The sequence below is a fragment of the Martelella sp. FOR1707 genome (assembly GCF_053484265.1).
In genome coordinates this window covers 102496-123117 of sequence record NZ_JBAKFP010000006.1, presented here as the reverse complement: position 1 = coordinate 123117, position 20622 = coordinate 102496, and the positions used below count along the sequence as shown (strand labels likewise).

The following is a 20622-nucleotide window of genomic DNA, read 5'->3' as shown; positions in this document are numbered from 1 at the left end:
AGTTGCCGGTCCGCACAGCCAAGGGACGCAAGGATAAAATGGCACGATTTCTGTTCAACCGGATCATGTCGGGGCTGATGCTGCTGTTCGTGCTCAGCATCGTGACCTTCGCCATCATCCAGGCCCCGCCGGGCGATTACAGCGATTATATCCGCTCGCAGGCGATCAATCAGGGCGGAGCCTCATTCGAGCAGGCAGATGCGCAGGCTCAGGCCTATCGGAAAGCCCATGGTCTCGACGATTCCATGCCGGTCCAGTATCTGAACTGGGTAAAGGGCATCGTCTTTCACGGAGATTTCGGCCAAAGCCTCTACTACAACAAGCCGGTTTCCGACGTCGTCGCCGAGCGGCTGCCGCGCACGCTGGCGCTGGCGCTGACCTGCCACATCCTCGCCTCCATTCTCGGCATCGGCTTCGGCATCGTGGCGGCGACACGCCAATATAGCTGGATCGATACGGCGCTCTCGGGCGTCGCCTTTCTCGGCATGACGGTGCCGCGTTTTTTGATGGCGCTGATCATCGTCTACGTCCTCGTCTTCCATTTCGACGTCAACGAAGTGGGCAGTTTCTTCTCGCCGCAATATGGCGGGGCGCCCTGGTCCTGGGGCAAGTTCGTCAATCTGGTGCAGCACATCTGGCCGGTCGTCGCGATCGCCACTTTTGGCGGGCTCGCCTACAATATGCGGGTCATGCGCGGCAACCTGCTCGACACGCTGAACATGCAATATGTCGAGACGGCGCACGCCAAGGGGCTTTCGGAGCGCAAGGTGATCATGCGCCATGCCGTGCCCAATGCGCTGCATCCCCTCGTCATGTATCAGGGCGTTGTCCTGCCCTACATGCTGACCGGCGAAATCGAGGTCGCCATCATCTTCGCGCTACCGACCGTCGGCCCGGCCATCGTCGGTTCGATGCAGGTGGGCGACGTCTATGTCACGGCGACCTTCATGCTGCTGCTTTCGGCCATGCTGCTGATCGGCAATATCATCGCCGACCTTCTGCTTGTGGCCCTTGATCCGCGCGTCAGACAGACCGGGAGGGCCGCGGCATGACCGACAACATCCTGCAAACCGTCGACACGGTCAAAGAACCGGAAGCCGACAAGAACGAAACCTATCTGGCACTGGTGTGGCGCAGGCTGAAGCGGTCGTTTTCCGGCATGATGGGCCTGATCCTGGTCGTCTTCCTGCTGTTCGTCGCCGTGTTCGCCGATTTCCTGTCGCCCGCCGATCCGCGCGTCACCGGCGATTCCTATCAGCCGCCGCAGATGGTCACTGTGTTTGGCAAGGACGGCGAATTCGTGTTTCCGCCGCGCGTCTATCCGCTTGGCGATACCGGCGAACTCGACCCGGTCACCTTCCAGCCGCTTGTCGGCAAGGATTACGACAATCCGCAGATCATCGGTCTGTTCGTGAAGGGCGCGCCCTACAGGCTGTTCGGCTTTATTCCGGCCAACCGCCATTTCATCGGCGCGACCGATGGCTCCGTGATCCATTTTCTCGGCACCGATAAGCTGGGTCGCGACGTGCTGTCGCGCATTCTCTACGGCTCTCGGATTTCGCTTCTGATCGCCCTCACCGTGGTCACCGTCGTCACCATTGTCGGAACATCCGTCGGCATGACGTCCGGTTATTTCGGCGGGCCGGTGGATTCGTGGATCCAGCGCTTCGTCGAGCTGGTGCTCGCCTTTCCGCAACTGCCCTTCTATCTGGCGCTGGCCTCGCTCATTCCCGTCACCGCCCCGACCAAGGTGTTTCTCGGCTTCGTCATCGCGGTGATGTCCGCGCTTGGCTGGGCGCAGATGTCGCGCGAGGTGCGCGGCAAGACGATGGGGCTGGTGCGCATGGATTATGTGCGCGCGGCGATTGCCGTCGGCGCCACCGACAAGCGCATCATCTTCCGCCATATCCTGCCCAATGTGATGAGCCATGTGATCGTCGCGGTCACGCTTGCCATCCCCACGGTCGTGCTGCTCGAAGCCTTTCTCGGCTTCCTCGGCTTTGCGGTCAAACCGCCGATGATTTCCTGGGGGCTGATGCTGCGCGACACCTCCAATTACGCGGTGATCGGCGCCTATCCCTGGCTGCTGTCGCCTGTCGCCTTCGTGCTTCTGACCGTCTTCGCCTTCAACGCGTTCGGCGACGGTCTGCGCGATGCCATCGACCCCTATTGAGAAGGAGACGCTTTCAATGACTGACGACCTCAGACATGACACGGCGCCTTCCACGCGGCGCGACCATGGCGAACAGCAGGGCGCGCCGATCATCGACGCCCGCAATGTCGCTGTCGATATCGCGGTCGAGGATGGCACGGTGAATGCCGTGCGCGATGTCTCGTTCCAGCTCTATCGGGGCGAGACCATCGCCATCGTCGGCGAGAGCGGCTCCGGCAAGTCCGTCACCGCCAGAACGGTGATGGGCCTGCTGCCAAAGCGCGCGCGTGTCGGCAACGGTGCCACGATAAAATACAATGGAGAGGACGTGCTCAAGTTCTCCGAACGCCGGCGTCGGGATATGCGCGGATCGCGGATTTCGATGATCTTTCAGGAGCCCATGAGTTCGCTGAACCCGATCTACACGATCGGCTCCCAGATCGTCGAAGCCATCCAGACCCACCGCCGCGTGAGCAAGAAAAAGGCGGAAGAGGAAACCATCGAGCTCCTGCGGCAGGTGCAAATCCCGGAACCGGAGGCGCGCTTAAAACAATACCCGCACCAGCTTTCCGGCGGGCAGCGCCAGCGCGTGATGATCGCCATGGCGCTTGCCAACAAGCCGGACGTGCTGATCGCCGACGAACCGACTACGGCGCTCGATGTCACGGTTCAGGCGCAGATCCTCGGGCTGATCCGGGAATTGCAGCTCGAACTCGGCATGGCCGTCATCCTGATCACCCACGACCTGACCGTGGTCCAGCATTTCTCGGATTATGTCTATGTGATGAGCGAAGGCGTGGTGCGAGAGCACAACACGACCAGGGCGCTCTTCACCGACCCGCGGCACCCCTATACGAAAAAGCTTCTCGGCTCCGAGCCCTCGGGCGAGGCCAATCCGCTGCCGGAAGGCTCGCAGACCATTCTGGAGGGCCGGGACGTTCGGGTTGCCTTCACGCTGAAAACCGGCACCTTCTTCAAGTCCAGCTACAGCCAGCTTCTCGCGGTCAATGATCTGTCGATCACGCTCAAGAAGCACGAAACGCTGGGGCTTGTGGGGGAAAGCGGATCGGGAAAAACCACGTTCGGCCAGGCATTGATGCGTCTGATCCATTCCGATGGCGGCACGGTGCTCTTCGACGATAAACACATCGAGGGGCTTTCCCGCGAACAGATGCGGCCCTTGCGCTCGCGCATGCAGGTGGTGTTTCAGGATCCGTTTTCCTCGCTCAACCCGCGCATGACGATCGGCCAGATCATCGAGGAGGGGCTGATCGTCAACAATATCGGCTCGTCCGGCAAGGACCGCAACGAGCGGGTGCGCGATGCGCTTGTCGATGCCGGCCTGCCGGGCTCCATCACCCACCGGTTTCCGCATGAGTTTTCCGGCGGCCAGCGCCAGCGCATCGCCATTGCCCGTGCGGTGGCGCTTGAGCCGGAGTTCATCCTGCTCGATGAGCCGACCTCGGCGCTCGACCTCTCCGTGCAGGCGCAGATCATCGAACTCCTTCGCAAGCTCCAGAGCGAGCGGGGCCTCAGCTACCTCTTCATCTCGCATGACCTGAAGGTCGTGCGGGCGCTCTGCCACCGTGTCTGCGTCATGCAGCACGGCAAAATCGTTGAACAGGGTCCGGTGCGCGATGTGCTGGAGAACCCGCAGACAGACTACACGAAGCGACTGGTCAAGGCCGCCTTCGAAGTTGCCGCCTGAATTTGAGGAATTACACCATGGCAAGACAACCCAAGATCACCTTCATCGGCGCCGGCTCCACGGTTTTCATGAAAAACATCATCGGCGACGCCTTGCAGCGTCCCGCCCTGAAGGATGCGTCCATCGCCCTGATGGACCTCAATCCGGAGCGGCTTGCCGAAAGCGAGATCGTTGCCGGCAAGCTCGCCCGCACGCTTGGCTCGAAATCGGTGATTACCACGCATACCAACCAGCGCGCGGCGCTGGAGGGCGCCGATTTCGTCGTCGTCGCCTTCCAGATCGGCGGCTATGAACCGGCCACCGTGACCGATTTCGAGGTGCCGAAGAAATACGGGCTGCGCCAGACGATCGCCGACACGCTCGGCGTCGGCGGCATCATGCGGGGCCTCAGAACCGTGCCGCATCTCTGGTCGATCTGCGAGGACATGATGCAGGTCTGCCCCGAGGCCATTCTGCTGCAATATGTGAACCCGATGGCGATCAACACATGGGCGATTGCGGAAAAGTATCCGAAGATCAAGCAAGTCGGGCTTTGCCATTCGGTGCAGGGCACGGCCGGCGAACTCGCCCGCGATCTGGACATTCCCTACGAGGAAATCCGCTATCGCTCGGCCGGCATCAACCACATGGCCTTCTTCCTGAAATTCGAACATCGCCAGAAAGACGGCAGCTACCGCGACCTCTACCCCGATCTGGTGCGCGGTTACCGCGAGGGCCGGTTCCCGAAACCGTCAAGCTGGAACCCGCGCTGCCCCAACAAGGTGCGCTATGAAATGCTCACGCGGCTCGGCTATTTCGTCACCGAAAGCTCGGAGCATTTTGCCGAATACACACCCTATTTCATCAAGGAAGGCCGCGAGGACCTGATCGAGAAATTCGGCATTCCGCTGGACGAATACCCCGTCCGCTGCGTCGAGCAGATCGCCAAATGGAAGGATCAGGCGGCAGAATACAGGAAGGCCGATGAGATCAAGGTCGAGCAGAGCAAGGAATATGCCTCCTCGATCATGAACTCCGTATGGACCGGCGAGCCGTCCGTCATCTACGGCAATGTCCGCAACAATGGCTGCATCACCTCGCTGCCGGAAAACTGCGCGGCGGAAGTGCCGTGTCTCGTGGACGCATCCGGTATTCAGCCGACCCATATCGGAGATCTCCCGCCGCAGCTGACGGCGCTGATCCGCACCAATATCAATGTGCAGGAACTGACGGTGGCAGCCCTGGTGAACGAAAACCGCGAACATCTCTATCACGCCGCGATGATGGACCCGCACACAGCCGCCGAGCTCGACCTCGACCAGATCTGGTCACTGGTCGATGACCTGCTGATCGCCCATCACGACTGGATCCCGGAATGGGCACGGATCGTCCGACCGGCGAAATCGGCCTGAGCGGCACGGCTATCGTGGCCCGGAGCCAATAGGGGGCGCCTCCTGCATCACAAGGGGCGCCCCTGATTCGGCTATGATCGCGCAGCGATCGTTCAAAGGCATTTCTCCACGTTTCTGTTCAGTCATTCGACGGCTCTCGTGAAAGCGGCGCATGCGCTGCTGGAGCGGCGGCGCGTCACGCTCGAAAGGGCTTGCAAAGTCCACGCGTCCTGTAATATGACCTATACGTCATATAGTTTACCTATATGTAATTTCGGCGTGGGAAGCTATTGGCGCCGATAGGATAGATTTCTATCCGTACTGGGAAAACGGAGGATGTGCGGCCATGAAAGTGCTTGTACCCGTCAAGCGGGTGATCGATTACAATGTGAAGGTGCGGGTGAAGCCGGACGGGTCCGGTCCCGATCTCGCCAACGTCAAGATGTCGATGAACCCCTTCGATGAGATCGCTTTGGAAGAGGCGATCCGGTTGAAGGAGAAGGGCGTGGCGCAAGAGGTGGTCGCCGTGTCCATCGGCGTTCGCCAGGCGCAGGAAACGCTGCGCACCGCGCTCGCCATGGGCGCCGACCGGGCGATCCTGATCGTGGCCGCCGAGAGTGCTGCGACCGATATCGAGCCGCTCGCCGTCGCCAAGCTGCTGCAGGGCGTCATCGAGGCCGAGAAGGCCGATCTGGTGATCGCCGGCAAGCAGGCGATCGACAATGACATGAACGCGACCGGGCAGATGCTGGCGGCGCTGCTCGGTTGGCCGCAGGCGACCTTCGCCTCCAAGGTGGATATTGCCGATGGCCGTGCGGAGGTCACGCGCGAGGTCGATGGCGGGCTGCAGACGATTTCGGTTGCGCTGCCGGCGATCATCACCACCGACCTGCGCCTCAACGAGCCGCGCTATGCTTCGCTGCCCAACATCATGAAGGCCAAGAAGAAGCCGCTGGAGGAGAAAACCGCCGCGGATTACGGCGTCGACATCGCTCCGCGACTCGAAATCGTGCGCACACGTGAGCCGGAAGGGCGCAAGGGCGGCATTAAGGTCGATTCCGTCGATGCGCTGATCGAAAAGCTGAAAAACGAAGCGGGGGTTCTGTGATGTCTGTTCTGCTGCTTGCCGAAACCAGCGGCGATACTCTGGTTCGCGATGCGACCGCGCGCGCGGTCAGGGCCGTCTCCGACCTCGGGGATGTGACCCTGCTTGTTGCCGGCGCGGGTCTTTCCGCCGCCGCTGATGAGGCCGCGCGCATCGACGGCGTTTCGAAGGTGCTTGTCGCCGACGCCGATACGCTCTCCCACCGGCTGGCGGAAGCGACCGCCGAACTGATCGTTACGCTTGCGGGCGATTACGACGTCATCGCCGCGCCGGCGACCAGCGACGGCAAGAACATCCTGCCGCGCGTCGCCGCCCGGCTCGATGTCATGATCATTTCCGATGTCGTCGCCGTTCTCGACGCCGAGACCTTCGACCGGCCGATCTATGCCGGCAATGCGATCCAGACGGTGAAGTCGCGCGATCCGGTGCGGCTCGTGACCATCCGCACGTCCGGTTTCGAGGCGGCGGGCGAGGGCAGTGCGGCACCCGTCGAGACGGTGAGCGCGCCGGATGCGGCGGTTGCGTCCGAGTGGGTTGCCGACAAGGTGGCCGAAAGCGACCGGCCGGAGCTGACCTCGGCCCGCATCGTGGTTTCCGGCGGACGTGGCGTCGGTTCGTCCGAACAGTTCGCGGTCATCGAAAAGCTGGCCGACAAGCTCGGTGCGGCCGTCGGCGCCTCGCGCGCCGCCGTCGATTCCGGCTATGCCCCGAACGACTGGCAGGTCGGCCAGACCGGCAAGGTGGTGGCGCCGGATCTCTACATCGCCTGCGGCATTTCCGGCGCGATCCAGCATCTGGCCGGCATGAAAGATTCCAAGGTGATTGTCGCGATCAACAAGGACGAGGAAGCGCCGATCTTCCAGATCGCGGATTACGGCCTTGTCGCCGATCTCTTCAGTGCGGTTCCGGAACTGACCGAGAAGCTCTGAGACTTTCAATGCAAGGCCGGCCGGAACGATGGTTCCGGCCGGGTTTCAGAGTCGAGCGCAAGCAGCGCGATATTCGGCATCGAACCGGTCGACGAGCGCTTCCACCGTCAAAATGTCGTCAATCGCGCCAATCCCCTGGCCGGCGGACCAGACCGCCTTCCAGGCCTTCGCCTCGGAGGCGAGGTTCATGGCTTTATGCGGCGGCAGATTGTCCGGGTCGAGCCCGGCGGCCATGATGCTGGGTCTCAAGAAATTGGCCGGAACGCCCGAGATCGCTGGCGTGTAGACGATATCGGCAGCGCGCCCTTCAACGATCATCTGCTTGTGAGCGCCGGGGGCGATCGCTTCGCTTGTCGCCAGAAAGCGGGTGCCGATATAGGCGAAGTCGGCCCCGAGCGCGCGCGCTGCCGCAATATGCGCGCCGGTCGAGATCGCGCCGGAAAGCGCCAGCGGGCCGGAGAAGAACGAGCGGATTTCCGATACCAGCGCGAACGGGCTCAGCGTGCCGGCATGGCCGCCGGCCCCGGCCGCGACCGCGATAATGCCGTCGACGCCGGCCTCCACCGCCTTTTCCGCGTGCCTCCGATTCGTGACGTCATGGAAGACCAGCCCGCCATAGGAATGGACGGCGTCCACCACCGCCTTGACCGCGCCGAGCGAGGTGATCACCAGCGGCACCTTGTGTTCGACGACGATCTTCAGGTCGGCTTCAAGGCGGGTATTGCTCTTGTGAACGATCAGATTTACGCCGAAGGGGGCAGGATTGTCATAAGCGGCGAGGTCTGCCTCGATCGCGCGCAGCCAGTCGGCGAACCCGTCGCTGGTGCGCTGGTTGAGGGCGGGAAAGGTGCCGCAGATGCCGGCGCGGCAGCAGGCGGTCACGAGATCTGGTCCCGAGGCCAGAAACATCGGGGCAGCGATCACCGGAAGGCGCAGGCGCGCCGAAAGCGATGTCGGGTTCAGCATTGGTTCCTCCTCCTCGGAAAGGTCATCCGAGCCGTGCGTTTTGCGCTTTTGCGTCCTCGCCGCTGCGCGCCCTTGCCCGTTCCTCCGGCGACATCAGCAGCGCGCAGGCTTCCGGAAGCGGCGGGCTTTCCGGGAGCGGGCCGAGCGGGGAGAGCATTTCGGTCGCGGGCAGCTTTCGGCCATCCTTGAGCATCACCGCGCGCACTGTCGCCGTCACCGCGACTTCATCCTTGTGCCGGCCGCTGAGCGGGATGATCTTGTGCTCCATGAACAGCGAGTTCTCCGTCCAGCCGGCAACCCTGGTTTCGAGCCGGAAGCGCTGAAACACGCCAAGCGAACGCCGGTAACGCGCGTTCACCCCGGTCAGAACGGGCTGCCATTTCTCGCGCAAGACCTGTGCGCCGAGCCCGGATCGTGCCAGCAGATCGAACCGGCCGATATCCATGAAGGCCAGATATCTGCCATTGTTGACGTGCATATTGATGTCGAGGTCCTGGGGCCAGACCCTCAGGGTAATCGAGGAGATATCTTCAGGCGGGTGGATCGTCGGTGCGAATTTCGCCTTGATCATGGCCCTGATCAGTCGTCCCCAGACATACATGTTGTTCCCCAAACCCTTCTGGAACCATGGAAATACGCCGTTTTCCAGATCTCTGCCGGACCCGTCAATATCGGCCTTGAATAATATGACGTATACGTTTATAGGGTATCGTAATGGTCATGTCGAAGGAAAATTGCGCGGACAGAAGCCTTGAGGAGGGTGTCCGCGCAAGAAGGAGGAGGCGTGCAAGAGGATTTCGATACTGCAGTCCCGAGCGAGGGAGCAAAGCCGCCCAACCGCGCTGAGACCGGCGCGGCCGACGACGCCTTGAACCTGAGCGCTGGCACGCTGACGGCTTTCCTGGCAGAATCGGTCGCGCGCTTCGCCGATAAAACGGCCGTCGAGTTCTTTGACCGAACCTGGACATATGGCGAGATCGATGCCTTGTCCGACCGGTTTGCAGCCGGGCTTGCCTCCATTGGCGTTCGCAAGGGCACGCGCGTCGGGCTCTGCCTTCCCAATTCCCCCTATTCGGTCATTGGTTTCTTCGCCGTGCTGAAGGCGGGCGGCATCGTCGTCAACTTCAATCCTCTCTATACCAGCCGCGAGATTCGCGATCAGATTCGTGATTCCGGAACCGAGTTCATGATCACGCTCGATCTGGAGGCGGTTTACAAGAATCTCGGGCCCATCGTCGGCGAGACGGATCTGAAACGGGTGATCGTCTGCCCGATGGCAAAGGTTCTGCCGCCGCTGAAGGGGTTGCTGTTTCGCCTGTTCAAGCGCTCCGACCTGGCGCGTATTCCCGAGGATAAGAAACACTTGCGCTTCGATGCGCTGATCCGGGATGCTGAAAACGCGCCCGTTCCGGCAATCGAAACCGTCCCGTCCGATATCGCCGTCCTGCAATATACCGGCGGCACGACCGGGGTGCCGAAAGGCGCGATGTTGTCGCATGGCGCGCTGGTCGCCAATGCGCGCCAGCTGGTTCACCAGGGCGACCAGTGCGGTCTGCTGGTGGAGGGCGAAGAGATGGTGATGTGCGTGCTGCCCTTCTTCCACGTCTTCGCCATGACCGTCTGCATGCTCTATGCGGTTGAGATCGGCGCTTCGATGCTTCTGGTGCCCCGTTTCAACCGCGATGAACTGATCCCGCTGATGGAGCGGCGCAAACCGACGCTGTTCCCGGCCGTTCCCACCATCTATGGCGCGATCAATGCCGTTGCGCTGACGCGCAAGGTGAATCTCAGTTCGCTCAAACTGTGCATCTCGGGCGGCGCGCCGCTGCCGAATGAAGTGCGCATCGATTTCGAAAAGCTGACCGGCTGCCGGCTCGCGGAAGGTTATGGCCTGACGGAGTGCTCGCCGGTCGTCTCCGTCAATCCGCTGGACGGCAGTTCGGGCCGTCCTGGGTCTGCCGGTCTTCCCATGGCCGGGACGACGCTGGAAATCCGGGATTCCGAAAATCCGGCCGTACTGCTGCCGAAAGGCGTCAAGGGCGAGCTGTGGGTGCGCGGTCCACAGGTCATGTCGGGCTACTGGAACCGTCCGGACGAGACTGCCCATGTGCTGCGCGACGGGGCGCTTCGAACCGGCGATGTCGGCTATCTCGACGAGGACGGCTATCTCTATCTCGTCGACCGGCTGAAGGACCTGATCATCTGCTCGGGCTACAACGTCTATCCCCGCGTCATCGAGGAGGCGTTGTACGAGCATGATGCGGTGGCCGAAGCGATCGTCATCGGCGTGTATGACGCGTATCGTGGCGAGCGGCCGAAGGCTTTCGTTTCGTTGCGCAAGGATGCGCAGGTCACGGTCGAGGAACTGCATGAATTCCTGGTTCCACGCCTCTCCAAGATCGAGTTGCCGCGCGACATCGAAATCCGCGACTCGCTGCCGCGAACCATGATCGGCAAGCTTTCGAAAAAGGAATTGATCGAGGAAGAACGTCGTGCCTCTCATGACGGCGAAAAGTCCAAGGCCGGGGAGGCAGACAGTCATGTTGACGCGTAGGTCAGGGGGCCGCTATGGTGAATCGTTCAGGAAAGAGAAAGTTTTACGTGGCGGATCAGTTTTTTACCGTGACCCAGTTGGCCGAAGAGCTCGGGCTCACGCCGCGGGCCTTGCGGTTCTACGAGACCAAGGGATTGATAACGCCGGGGCGAGCCGGCAAGACGCGCATATACACGCAGCGCGACCGGGCACGCCTGATCCTGATTCTGCGCGGCAAGCGGCTCGGCTTCTCGCTGGAGGAGATCAAGGAGTTTCTGGACCTTTACAAGGCCGACCATACCCAGCAGGAGCAGCTGACGGCGCTTCTGCGGGCGGTGCACGAGCGTATCCAGCTTCTGGAAGAGCAGAAGGTTGCGATCGATCTAACCCTTTCGGAGCTGAAAACCGTCGTGCGCGAGACCGAAGAACAGCTGGCGCAAAAGGCGGGCAAGCTCGCCAGTTGATCCGCGTCAGCTGCGCCGGGGCATCGGGCGATCATATGGCCGCCGGTTTTTCCGCCCCTTTCAAACGGATGCCAGCGTTCCTGTTTTCTGAAATCACTGCCACAGTTTCACGGTCGGTTGCCCGCTCATGGGGAACCGGCGGACACCGCATTGTGCCTGACGGCCGAAAGGCGCGGGCTTTTGCGGATCGATTTTCAAATCAAAACATCACCTTTCTTGGGAGTATGCCATGACCAACGTCGTCATCGCGGGCTATCAGCGCTCGCCGTTTTCTCTTGCCACAAAGGGCGAACTGGCCCGTGTCCGTCCGGACGATCTGGCTGCCCAGGTGGTGCGCGGGCTGGTCGAGAAAACCGGCGTCAAGGTGGAGGATATCGAGGACCTGATCCTCGGTTGCGCCTTTCCGGAAGCCGAGCAGGGCTTCAACCTCGGCCGTCTCGTCGTGCTGATGGCGGATCTGCCGCAGACGATCGGCGGCGTCACGGTCAATCGCTTCTGCGGCTCCTCGATGCAGTCGATCCACATGGCCGCCGGCCAGATCCAGCTCGGCGCCGGCGAAGTGTTCATCTGCGCGGGCGTTGAAAGCATGAGCCGGGTGCCGATGACCGGCTTCAACCCGCTGCCGAACCCGGCGCTCTATGCCAAGATGCCCGGCGCCTATATCGGCATGGGCGACACGGCGGAAAACGTCGCGACCAAATGGCAGATTTCGCGTGAGCAACAGGAAGCCTTCGCCGTGAAGAGCCACGAGAAGGCCACCGCTGCCCGCAGCGAAGGGCGGCTGAAGGACGAGATCGTGCCGATCAGCGTGAAGGGCGGAACGGTTTCTGAAGACGGCTGCATCCGTCCCGAAACCACGGCCGAGGCGCTGGCGGGCCTGAAACCGGCCTTCTCGACAGACGGCACGGTCACCGCCGGCACCTCCTCGCCGCTGACGGACGGCGCATCGGCCGTGCTGGTGTGCTCGGAGGACTATGCGATGAAGAACGGCCTGACGCCGCTCGCCCGCCTGACTTCCGTCGGCATCAGCGGCTGCGCGCCGGAAATCATGGGCATCGGCCCGGTCGGCGCCAGCCGCAAGGCGCTGGAGCGCGCGGGCCTCGATGCCGGCGCGATGGATGTGATCGAACTCAACGAAGCCTTCGCCAGCCAGTCCCTGGCCTGCATCCGCGATCTCGGCCTTGCCGAAGACCGGATCAATATCGATGGCGGCGCGATCGCGCTTGGCCATCCGCTTGGCGCCACCGGCGCGCGCATCGTCGGCAAGGCGGCATCGCTGCTGCAGCGTGAGGGCGGCAAATATGCGCTCGCCACCCAGTGCATCGGCGGCGGTCAGGGCATCGCAACCATACTGGAGCGCATCTGATGTCTGATACGGAATTCAAGATCAACACGGTCGCCGTCATCGGCTCCGGCGTGATGGGATCGGGCATTGCCGCCCAAGTCGCCAATGCCGGTCACAAGGTGCTGCTGCTCGACATCGTTCCGGAGAGCGCGGCCAACCGCAATGTGATCGCGGAAACCGCGCTCGCCAGGATGAAGAAGGCCGATCCCGCGCCGTTCATGTCGAAACGGGCCGCGAAACTGGTGGAAACCGGCAATATCGAGGACGATCTCGAAAAGCTGGCTGGCGTCGACTGGATCATCGAGGTCGTGGTCGAGAAGCTCGACGTCAAGCAGGCGCTCTATCGCCGGATCGACGCGGTGCGCAAGCCGGGCACGGCGATTTCCTCGAACACCTCGACCATTCCGCTCGCCCGCCTAGTCGAGGGCATGCCGGAGGCGTTCGTCCGTGATTTCATGATCACCCACTTCTTCAATCCGCCGCGCTACATGCGGCTGATGGAACTGGTGACGGGGCCTGATACGAATGCGGCGCTCGCCGCGGCCGTCACCGATTTCGCCGACCGCAAGCTCGGCAAGAGCGTTGTCGTCTGCAACGATCGTCCCGGCTTCGTCGCCAACCGCCTCGGCGTCACCTGGATCCAGCTTGGCGTGCTGAAGGCCATGGAAGAGGGGCTGACGGTGGAAGAGGCCGACGCCGTGATGGGCAAGCCCTTCGGCATACCCAAGACCGGCATTTTCGGCCTGATCGATCTGGTCGGCCTCGACCTGATGCCGCATATCGGCGCAAGCCTGAAGAGCGCGTTGCCGGACGGCGACATGTTCCACGCGACCAACCGCGACCTTCCGCTGGTCAACCAGATGATCGCCGACGGCTATACCGGCCGCAAGGGCAAGGGCGGCTTCTACCGACTGAACCGCGAGGGCGGCCGGAAGATCAAGGAGGCGATCGATCTCGGCAGCGGCCGCTACAGCACGTCCGCAAAGGTCGAGAGCCCCGAACTGAAGGCGGCGCGCAAGCCGCGCCAGGTGATGGAGATCGACGGCCCGATCGGCCGCTATGCCTTCGGCGTTATGGCCAATACGCTCTCCTATGCCGCAAGCCTTGTCGGCGACGCCGCCGATGATATCGCCGCGATCGACGAGGTCATGCGGCTTGGCTACAACTGGCGCTGGGGACCGTTCGAACTGATCGACATGATCGGCGCGCCGTGGCTGGTTGCGCGGATGCGTGAGGAAAATATTCCTGTCCCGGACCTCCTTGAAAAGGTCGGTGAGCGCACCTTCTACCGCATCGAGGACGGAAAGCGTCAGGCTCTCCAGCCGGATGGCAGCTACCGCGATATCGAGCGTCCCGAGGGCGTGTTGATGCTCGAGGATATCAAGCGCGTCAGCAAGCCGCTTCTGAAGAACGGTTCGGCCTCGGCCTGGGATATCGGCGACGGCGTTGTCTGCTTCGAGTTCACCTCGAAGGCCAATGCCATGGACGACCAGATCATGACGCTGCTCGACAAGACCATCGGGCTTGTGAAGAAAAACTACAAGGCGCTGGTGATCTATAATGAGGGCACCAATTTCTCGGTCGGCGCCAATCTGGGCCTCGCGCTGTTTGCCGCCAATATCGCCGCCTGGGGCGAGATCGAGAAACTGGTCAGCAACGGTCAGGCCACCTATCGCAAGATGAAATACGCGCCGTTCCCCGTGGTTGCCGCACCCTCCGGCATGGCGCTTGGCGGCGGCTGCGAGATCGTGCTGCATTCCGATGCGGTGCAGGCGCATGCCGAAACCTATATCGGCCTCGTGGAATGCGGCGTTGGCCTGGTGCCGGCCTGGGGCGGATGCCGGGAAATGCTGACCCGTTGGCAGAACAATCCGGCAGCCCCGAAGGGCCCGATGCCGGCAACGGCCAAGGTTTTTGAAATGCTGTCGACCGCGACGGTTGCCAAGTCGGCCGAGGAGGCGCGGGAACTCCTTTTCCTCGGCAAGGATGACGGCGTGACCATGAACCGCTACCGGCTTCTGGCCGATGCCAAGGCGCGGGCGCTTGCCATGGTCGATGGCTATCAACCGCCGGAACCGCAGGAGATCGTGCTGCCCGGCCCATCTGGCAAGATCGCTCTGGAAATGGCCGCCGAGGGCTTTGCCCGGCGCGGGATCGCCACCCCGCACGACCTGACGGTGGCGCGCGAGCTCGCTACCGTCTTGACCGGCGGAGACACCGACATCATTGACCCGGTGGATGAGGACACAATTCTCGAACTGGAACACGAAAGCTTCATGCGTCTCGTGAAGACCAAAAAGACGCTCGACCGGTTCGAGAGCGTCATCGAAACCGGCAAACCCTTGAGAAACTAGGAAAGAGGACGAAAACCATGCAAGTCTATAATGCGCCCATCCGGGACATGCGTTTCGTTCTGCAGGAACTGATCGGCATCGGCGATTACCCCGAGATTCCCGGTCTCGAGGAGGTCACGCCGGACCTGGCCGAAGCCATTCTCGAGGAATCCGGTAAGTTCTGCACCGAAGTGCTGCTGCCGCTGAACGCGACCGGCGACGAGGAAGGCTGCGTTCTGGAAAACGGCGTCGTACGCACGCCGAAAGGCTTCAAGGAAGCCTACAAGGCGTTTGCCGAAAGCGGCTGGACGGCGATGGCCTCTGCTCCGGAATGGGGCGGACAGGGCCTGCCGGAATCCATCAACAAGCTGGTGGAGGAAATGAGCTGCGCGGCCAACCTCTCCTTCGGCCTCTATCCGGGCCTCACCCACGGGGCCTATCAGGCGATCGTCGACCATGCCAGCGAGGAGCTGAAGCAGACCTATCTGCCGAAAATGGTCGAGGGTACATGGTCGGGCACGATGTGCCTGACGGAGGCCCATTGCGGTACCGATCTCGGCCTGCTGAGGACCCGCGCGGAGCCGCAGGATGACGGTTCCTACAAGATCACCGGTTCGAAGATATTCATCTCCGCCGGCGAGCATGATCTTACCGAAAACATTATCCATCTGGTGCTGGCGCGCCTTCCCGATGCCCCGAAGGGCGTCAAGGGCATCAGCCTGTTTCTGGTGCCGAAATTCCTGCCCAATGCCGATGGCACGCCGGGCCAGCGCAATGGCGTGACCTGCTCGGGCATCGAGCACAAGATGGGCATCAAGGCGTCCGCCACCTGCCAGATGTCGTTCGACGAGGCTACCGGCTGGCTGGTCGGCGAGCCGCACAAGGGCATGCGCGCCATGTTCACGATGATGAACAGCGAGCGGCTGTCGGTCGGCATCCAGGGGCTGGGTGCTGCGGAAGCGGCCTATCAGGGCGCCGTCGCCTATGCCAAGGAGCGGCTGCAGGGCCGTTCGCTTGCCGGCGCCAAGCACCCGGACAAGCCCGCCGACCCGATCATCGTCCACCCCGACGTTCGCCGCATGCTGATGACCATGCGCGCCAATGTCGAAGGTTGCCGCGCGCTTGGCGGCTGGGTGGCGCGCAATCTCGACATGATGAAGCACCACCCCGATCCGGAAACGCGCAAGGAAGCGGAAGACTTCACCGCGCTGATGACCCCGATCGTCAAGGCGCTGTTCACCGATCTCGGCTTTGAAACCGCCTCGATCGGCATGCAGGTCTATGGCGGCCACGGCTTCATCCGCGATCACGGCATGGAGCAATATGTCCGCGACAGCCGCATCTCGATGATCTACGAGGGCACCAACGGCGTGCAGGCGCTCGATCTCGTCGGCCGCAAGATGCCGGCGCATATGGGCCGCTATCTGCGCGCGTTCTTCCATCCCGCGCTCGCGGAGATCGATGCCGCGATCGATGACGACCGGCTTTCCGATCTGGTTCAGCCGCTCTCGAAGGCCTTTGGCGGGCTGCAGCTCTGCACCGCCGAGATCGCCCAGAAGAGCCTGAGGGACCCGGAAGAGGCCGGTGCGGCCGCGACCGAATATCTGCGTCTCTTTGGCCTCGTCGCGCTCGGCGTGATGTGGTTGCGGACGGCCAAGGTCGCCCATGCCGCGCTCGACGGCGAATGCGACGATCCCGAGTTCTACAAGGCCAAGCTCGTCACCGCGAACTTCTACATGACCCGCATCCTGCCGCAGGCGGCCGGCCTCGTCGCCGCGATCCGCTCCGGCAAGTCCGCGATGATGGCGCTCGACGAGATGGCGTTTTGATGCGGCGGAGCGTCGAACAGGAAAGGAACGACAATGGCTGAGATCGGCGCGCTTATCGCGGCAATGGAAGCAAAGTCCGGTGCGCTCGAGGAGCTGGGCTACCGGGTCCGCTTCGACATGAAGGATGCCGGGTCGATCTTGCTCGATGCCACGGATGGCGATGTCGAGATCGAAGAGGATGAGAGCGGCGAGGCCGAGGCTGATACCGTGCTCATCCTCACCTCCGACAATCTCGAAAAGCTGATCAAGGGGAAGCTGAACCCGATGCTGGCCTTTTCGACCGGACGTCTGAAGGTGCGCGGCTCCCAGGGCGTGGCGCTGAAACTCGCGGGCCTTCTGGAGGAGGCCTCCTAAGGCAGCCTGAAACACGAAAGGCAGCGCCTGTTCAGGGCGTTTGCCTCCAGGCTGCTGACAAAGCTCGCCCCGCTCTCCTTCGTCACCCTCGGGCTTGTCCCGAGGGTCTAAGCACGTCTCAAAACGACAGGCGTCTCAGACGAATTCAAAACAGTCTATTACGGTCCGCCAACGCCGCTCGTGGGGAGCGGTGGTTAGATCCTCGGCACAGGGCCGAGGATGACGCCCGTAAAATAGGATAAGGTTTGGCAACAAACAGAAGGCAGCGCCTGTTCAGGGCGCTGCCTCGATCTTGCGCGACCGGCCTTGCCTTTCGGCGGCCGGTCGTCTGTTTTTGTCCTGCTACTTCGTCCGGCGCCAGGTCTGGCTCTTGCAGATCACGCCGCCCATGATGCAGCCGGAGAGCTTCAGCGTGTTGGGGTCTGTCAGCGCCATCTTGCCGGTATAGGTCTTGCCGTTCTCGAAATTGTAGAGCTTGCCTTTCCACGCATTGTCGCCATCCGCCGAGAGGCCTGAGAGCATCTCAGTCCCGACGAGCGGGCGGTTGCGCTTTGCGGCATCGGGGTTCTTGACGTCGTTCGACGGGGTTTTCTGCCAGACAATTGTGCCGCAGTAATTGCCGCCGCAAGGCGCGATCTGGACCTGTGTCTTGCCGCTTTCCGTCAGCCATTTGCCGTCCGGCGAGGCGGCGGCGGCCATTGAGGCCGTCATCAGGCTTGCTGCGAGTGCAGCGCCGAGAACTTTTCTGATCATGAAACTCCTCCCGTTTCGTGTGTCCGGACCGTCGGCCGGTGCGGCGCATTCCTCCTCAGGATCCGTCACAGGCCGTGCCGCCCCCGGTTTCAGCCGGGAGCGGCGCTATCTCTTTGTTTTTACGCAATTCCGGACGGGGAACCGGTGTCCACTTCACCTGGAATTGCTGTAAGCCTCAGAAGCGATAGCGCAGGCTGGCCGATACGATATTGACGTTCGCATCGACGTCGCCGAAGAAGGCGAGACCCGCGTAATGCGGATTGTTGGCGTCGAGCTGGATGTCGGTGTCGCCGGTTGTGAAGATGTGCTCATAGGCGAAGTCGAGCGACAGCTTGTCATTCCAGCTATAGGTGCCGCCGATCGAGGCGTGAACGCGATCGCTGTCGGGCAGGCGCAGGTCGCGGTTGGTGGTCGAGATCGGCGACCATTCATAGCCGACGCCGCCGCGCACCGTGAACCGCTCGTTCATGGCATATTCGAGACCGACGGAGAGATAGTAGCCGTCATCATATTCGAACGGCAGATCGGTAAGCTGCATGCCATTGGTGAAGCCGGACGTGCCGTAGACCGGGAAATTGTCGAAGACGCTCCAGTGGGTCCATTCGAAGCCGGCATTCAGGGTCAGCTGATCGGTAAGCGCCTGGCTGAGGCCGACCGTGATCTGATCGGGCAGGGTGAGGTCGGACTTCACCGGATAGGAGCCCGGCGGAAGCGGTCCCATCATGGCGCCGAGATCGAGATGGCCTTCGAGGTTCTGCTTGATCTGCGAGCGATAGCCGACGCCGATCACCGTGCCGTCCATCGGGGTCAGCGTGAAGCCGAGCGTGAAGCCGACGCCCCAGGAATCGCCTTCAAGTTCGGCCGAGGGCGCACCCGGGAACGGGCTCATCGCCTGCGTCAGCCGGGTCTTGAAATACATCGCCTCGATGCCGCCGCCGATCGCCAGCCAGTCATTGACCTGCCAGGCAATGGTCGGGTTGATGTCGTAGCTGAGAACTTCCGAGGTGCGGGCGTAAATCTGGCCGGAATAGTTGAACGGATTCTTCGTCTCAAGACCGAAGGGCGTGTTGAGGCCCAGGCCTATCCAGACATCGTCACTGACCTGATAGCTCACATAGCCGGCCGGCAGCGCCGCATCGAGCGCCATATCGCCGGTCGAACCGGTGCCGCCCAGAAGAAGAAGTGCCGGTGCGGTGCCGCTTGTCGGGGTGATGTCGGAATAGGGGAAGATGCCCGAAAGGTCGACTTCGACCTGAAATCCGTCAAAGGCGGCCATCGTCGCCGGGTTCCAGTACATCGAGCCCAACGCGGCCTGTCCGGCGGCTGCGCCTGCAAAGGCCTGTCCCTGACCGACCGCACTTTGTTCACGCAACGCGAACGAGCCGGCGGATGCCGTTCCCGCGCACAATACCGTTGCTGCGCCAAGCATTAGAAGATGTATTCGGCTGGATTTGTTCATCGCTTGCTCCTCCTCACGCTAAACCGGAACGCTCTTCGCTCCTCGTCCCAATTGGAAAGATATATGACGTTAAGGTAATGCAATATCCTAATAAGGAAGGGAGGGTATGAATTTCCCAGCCTGTGGCCGAATGGTCACACATTTTGCGCGCCAGATAGCATACGCACTCATGCTGGCGCGCCTGCTCCGGCAACATTACGACTGTCGATTTTGTGGACTCAAACCAGCGTCACATTCTCGCGGTGGCTGAAGCGCCGGCGTATTTTCGCGCGCAGCAACCTCAAAGGCTGGGGCATCGTGAACAGTCCGCCACGTCCCGACCCGTGGAATTGATTCTGAATAATGATCAATGAGAGTTTTCGGCGGACGTCCGCTCGGAAAAAATCCCGCCGAGAAAAGCGTCATAGGCATCGCGGATACCGTCCTCAAGGCTGATCTTCGGCGTCCAGCCCATGGCGCTCAGCTTGTCCGCGCTCATCAGCTTGCGCGGCGTGCCGTCGGGCTTGGAAAGGTCATGGACAATCTCGCCCTCAAAGCCGACCACCTTGCAGACCAGCTTCGTCAGGTCGAGGATCGAGATATCCGTGCCGGAGCCGACATTGACGTGCTCTTCCCCGGAATAATTCTTCAGCAGGAAGACCAGCGCGTCGGCGCAGTCATCGGCATGGAGGAATTCGCGCAACGGCGTGCCGGTGCCCCAGACCACGATCTCCTTGGCGCCCGACGCCTTGGCCTCATGCGCCTTGCGGATCAGCGCCGGCATGACGTGGCTCGAATTCAGGTCGTAATTATCGCCCGGGCCATAGAGATTGGTCGGCATCGCCGAGATATAGTCGCGGCCATGCTGCCGGCGATAGGCCTGGGCGAGCTTGATGCCGGCGATCTTGGCGATCGCATACCATTCATTGGTCGGCTCCAGCGGGCCGGTGAGCAGCGCGTCCTCGCGGATCGGCTGTTCGGCGAATTTCGGATAGATGCAGGATGATCCGAGGAACAGGAAGCGGTTGACGCTGTTCCGGTGCGCGGCCTCGAAAATGTTCGCCTCGATCATCAGGTTGTCATAGAGAAAATCGGCCGGATAGGTGTCGTTGGCGAGAATGCCGCCCACCTTGGCGGCGGCCATCACCACGGCATCGGGCTTCGCGTCGGCCATGAACGCCTCGACCTCGACCTGCCGTTTCAGGTCGACGGTGTCGCGCCCGGCGGTGATCACCTCGCAGTTTTCGCGCGCCAGCCTGCGCACGATGGCGGAGCCGACCATGCCGCGATGGCCGGCGACCCAGATTTTCTTTCCCGCGATATCGAAGGACATGAAACCCTCT

At 62.1% G+C, this 20622-nt stretch carries 17 protein-coding genes; 12 read left to right on the top strand and 5 right to left on the bottom strand.

All coding sequences use genetic code 11. The features are described from left to right. The first annotated feature begins 38 nt into the window (after positions 1-38). From V6765_RS17590 to V6765_RS17565, 6 genes are all read left to right on the top strand, one after another. The gene (locus V6765_RS17590; protein ID WP_448431136.1) at positions 39-1052 is read left to right on the top strand and encodes an ABC transporter permease; all 1014 of its coding nucleotides are present in this window, start codon (positions 39-41) and stop codon (positions 1050-1052) included. Continuing rightward, positions 1049-2173 (top strand): ABC transporter permease, encoded by a 1125-nt coding sequence (locus V6765_RS17585; RefSeq protein ID WP_448431134.1) that lies wholly within the window; start codon positions 1049-1051, stop codon positions 2171-2173. The genes V6765_RS17590 and V6765_RS17585 overlap by 4 nt, the downstream gene beginning before the upstream one ends. A gap of 16 nt (positions 2174-2189) precedes the next feature. Continuing rightward, positions 2190-3860 (top strand): ABC transporter ATP-binding protein, encoded by a 1671-nt coding sequence (locus tag V6765_RS17580; protein WP_448431132.1) that lies wholly within the window; start codon positions 2190-2192, stop codon positions 3858-3860. A gap of 17 nt (positions 3861-3877) precedes the next feature. Beyond that, positions 3878-5251: an alpha-galactosidase gene (melA, locus tag V6765_RS17575; protein WP_448431130.1), complete on the top strand. Its 1374-nt coding sequence runs from the start codon at positions 3878-3880 to the stop codon at positions 5249-5251. A gap of 325 nt (positions 5252-5576) precedes the next feature. Next, positions 5577-6338 carry an electron transfer flavoprotein subunit beta/FixA family protein gene (locus V6765_RS17570; protein ID WP_448431128.1) on the top strand — a complete coding sequence of 254 codons (762 nt, stop codon included), beginning with the start codon at positions 5577-5579 and terminating at the stop codon, positions 6336-6338. Then, entirely contained in the window at positions 6338-7264 is a 927-nt protein-coding gene (locus tag V6765_RS17565) for an electron transfer flavoprotein subunit alpha/FixB family protein (RefSeq protein ID WP_448431126.1), read from the top strand. Before V6765_RS17570 ends, V6765_RS17565 begins: the two co-directional genes overlap by 1 nt. Positions 7265-7309: 45 nt before the next feature. On the opposite strand, the gene V6765_RS17560 is transcribed toward V6765_RS17565, so the two are convergent. Together V6765_RS17560 and V6765_RS17555 are read right to left on the bottom strand one after the other, a co-directional pair. Then, positions 7310-8230: an NAD(P)H-dependent flavin oxidoreductase gene (locus V6765_RS17560; protein ID WP_448431124.1), complete on the bottom strand. Its 921-nt coding sequence runs from the start codon at positions 8228-8230 to the stop codon at positions 7310-7312. Between the two features lie 22 nt (positions 8231-8252). Next, complete coding sequence (locus V6765_RS17555; RefSeq protein ID WP_448431122.1) at positions 8253-8831, bottom strand: acyl-CoA thioesterase; 579 nt, start codon at positions 8829-8831, stop codon at positions 8253-8255. 183 nt (positions 8832-9014) lie between these two features. Here V6765_RS17555 and V6765_RS17550 point away from each other — a divergent pair, with 183 nt between their 5' ends. The 6 genes from V6765_RS17550 to V6765_RS17525 all read left to right on the top strand — a co-directional run bounded on the left by V6765_RS17550 (position 9015) and on the right by V6765_RS17525 (position 17088). Continuing rightward, a complete protein-coding gene (locus tag V6765_RS17550; RefSeq protein ID WP_448431120.1) occupies positions 9015-10784 on the top strand; it encodes a long-chain-fatty-acid--CoA ligase in 1770 nt (589 codons plus the stop codon). A 47-nt stretch (positions 10785-10831) separates the two neighbouring features. Next, a complete protein-coding gene (locus V6765_RS17545) occupies positions 10832-11227 on the top strand; it encodes a MerR family transcriptional regulator (RefSeq protein WP_448431118.1) in 396 nt (131 codons plus the stop codon). 229 nt (positions 11228-11456) lie between these two features. After that, the gene (locus tag V6765_RS17540; protein WP_448431116.1) at positions 11457-12593 is read left to right on the top strand and encodes a thiolase family protein; all 1137 of its coding nucleotides are present in this window, start codon (positions 11457-11459) and stop codon (positions 12591-12593) included. Next, entirely contained in the window at positions 12593-14926 is a 2334-nt protein-coding gene (locus tag V6765_RS17535; protein ID WP_448431114.1) for a 3-hydroxyacyl-CoA dehydrogenase/enoyl-CoA hydratase family protein, read from the top strand. The genes V6765_RS17540 and V6765_RS17535 overlap by 1 nt, the downstream gene beginning before the upstream one ends. 17 nt (positions 14927-14943) lie before the next feature. Next, a complete protein-coding gene (locus V6765_RS17530) occupies positions 14944-16734 on the top strand; it encodes an acyl-CoA dehydrogenase C-terminal domain-containing protein (RefSeq protein WP_448431112.1) in 1791 nt (596 codons plus the stop codon). Positions 16735-16767: 33 nt separating this feature from the next. Continuing rightward, on the top strand, positions 16768-17088 hold the full coding sequence (locus V6765_RS17525) for an SCP2 sterol-binding domain-containing protein (protein ID WP_448431110.1): 321 nt from the start codon (positions 16768-16770) through the stop codon (positions 17086-17088). Between the two features lie 342 nt (positions 17089-17430). On the opposite strand, the gene V6765_RS17520 is transcribed toward V6765_RS17525, so the two are convergent. The 3 genes from V6765_RS17520 to fcl all read right to left on the bottom strand — a co-directional run bounded on the left by V6765_RS17520 (position 17431) and on the right by fcl (position 20612). Further along, a complete protein-coding gene (locus V6765_RS17520) occupies positions 17431-17841 on the bottom strand; it encodes a DUF2147 domain-containing protein (protein WP_448431108.1) in 411 nt (136 codons plus the stop codon). A 175-nt stretch (positions 17842-18016) separates the two neighbouring features. Then, positions 18017-19300: an OmpP1/FadL family transporter gene (locus tag V6765_RS17515; protein WP_448431106.1), complete on the bottom strand. Its 1284-nt coding sequence runs from the start codon at positions 19298-19300 to the stop codon at positions 18017-18019. Positions 19301-19646: 346 nt separating this feature from the next. Next, on the bottom strand, positions 19647-20612 hold the full coding sequence (fcl, locus tag V6765_RS17510) for a GDP-L-fucose synthase (RefSeq protein WP_448431104.1): 966 nt from the start codon (positions 20610-20612) through the stop codon (positions 19647-19649). Between the last annotated feature and the right edge of the window lie 10 nt (positions 20613-20622).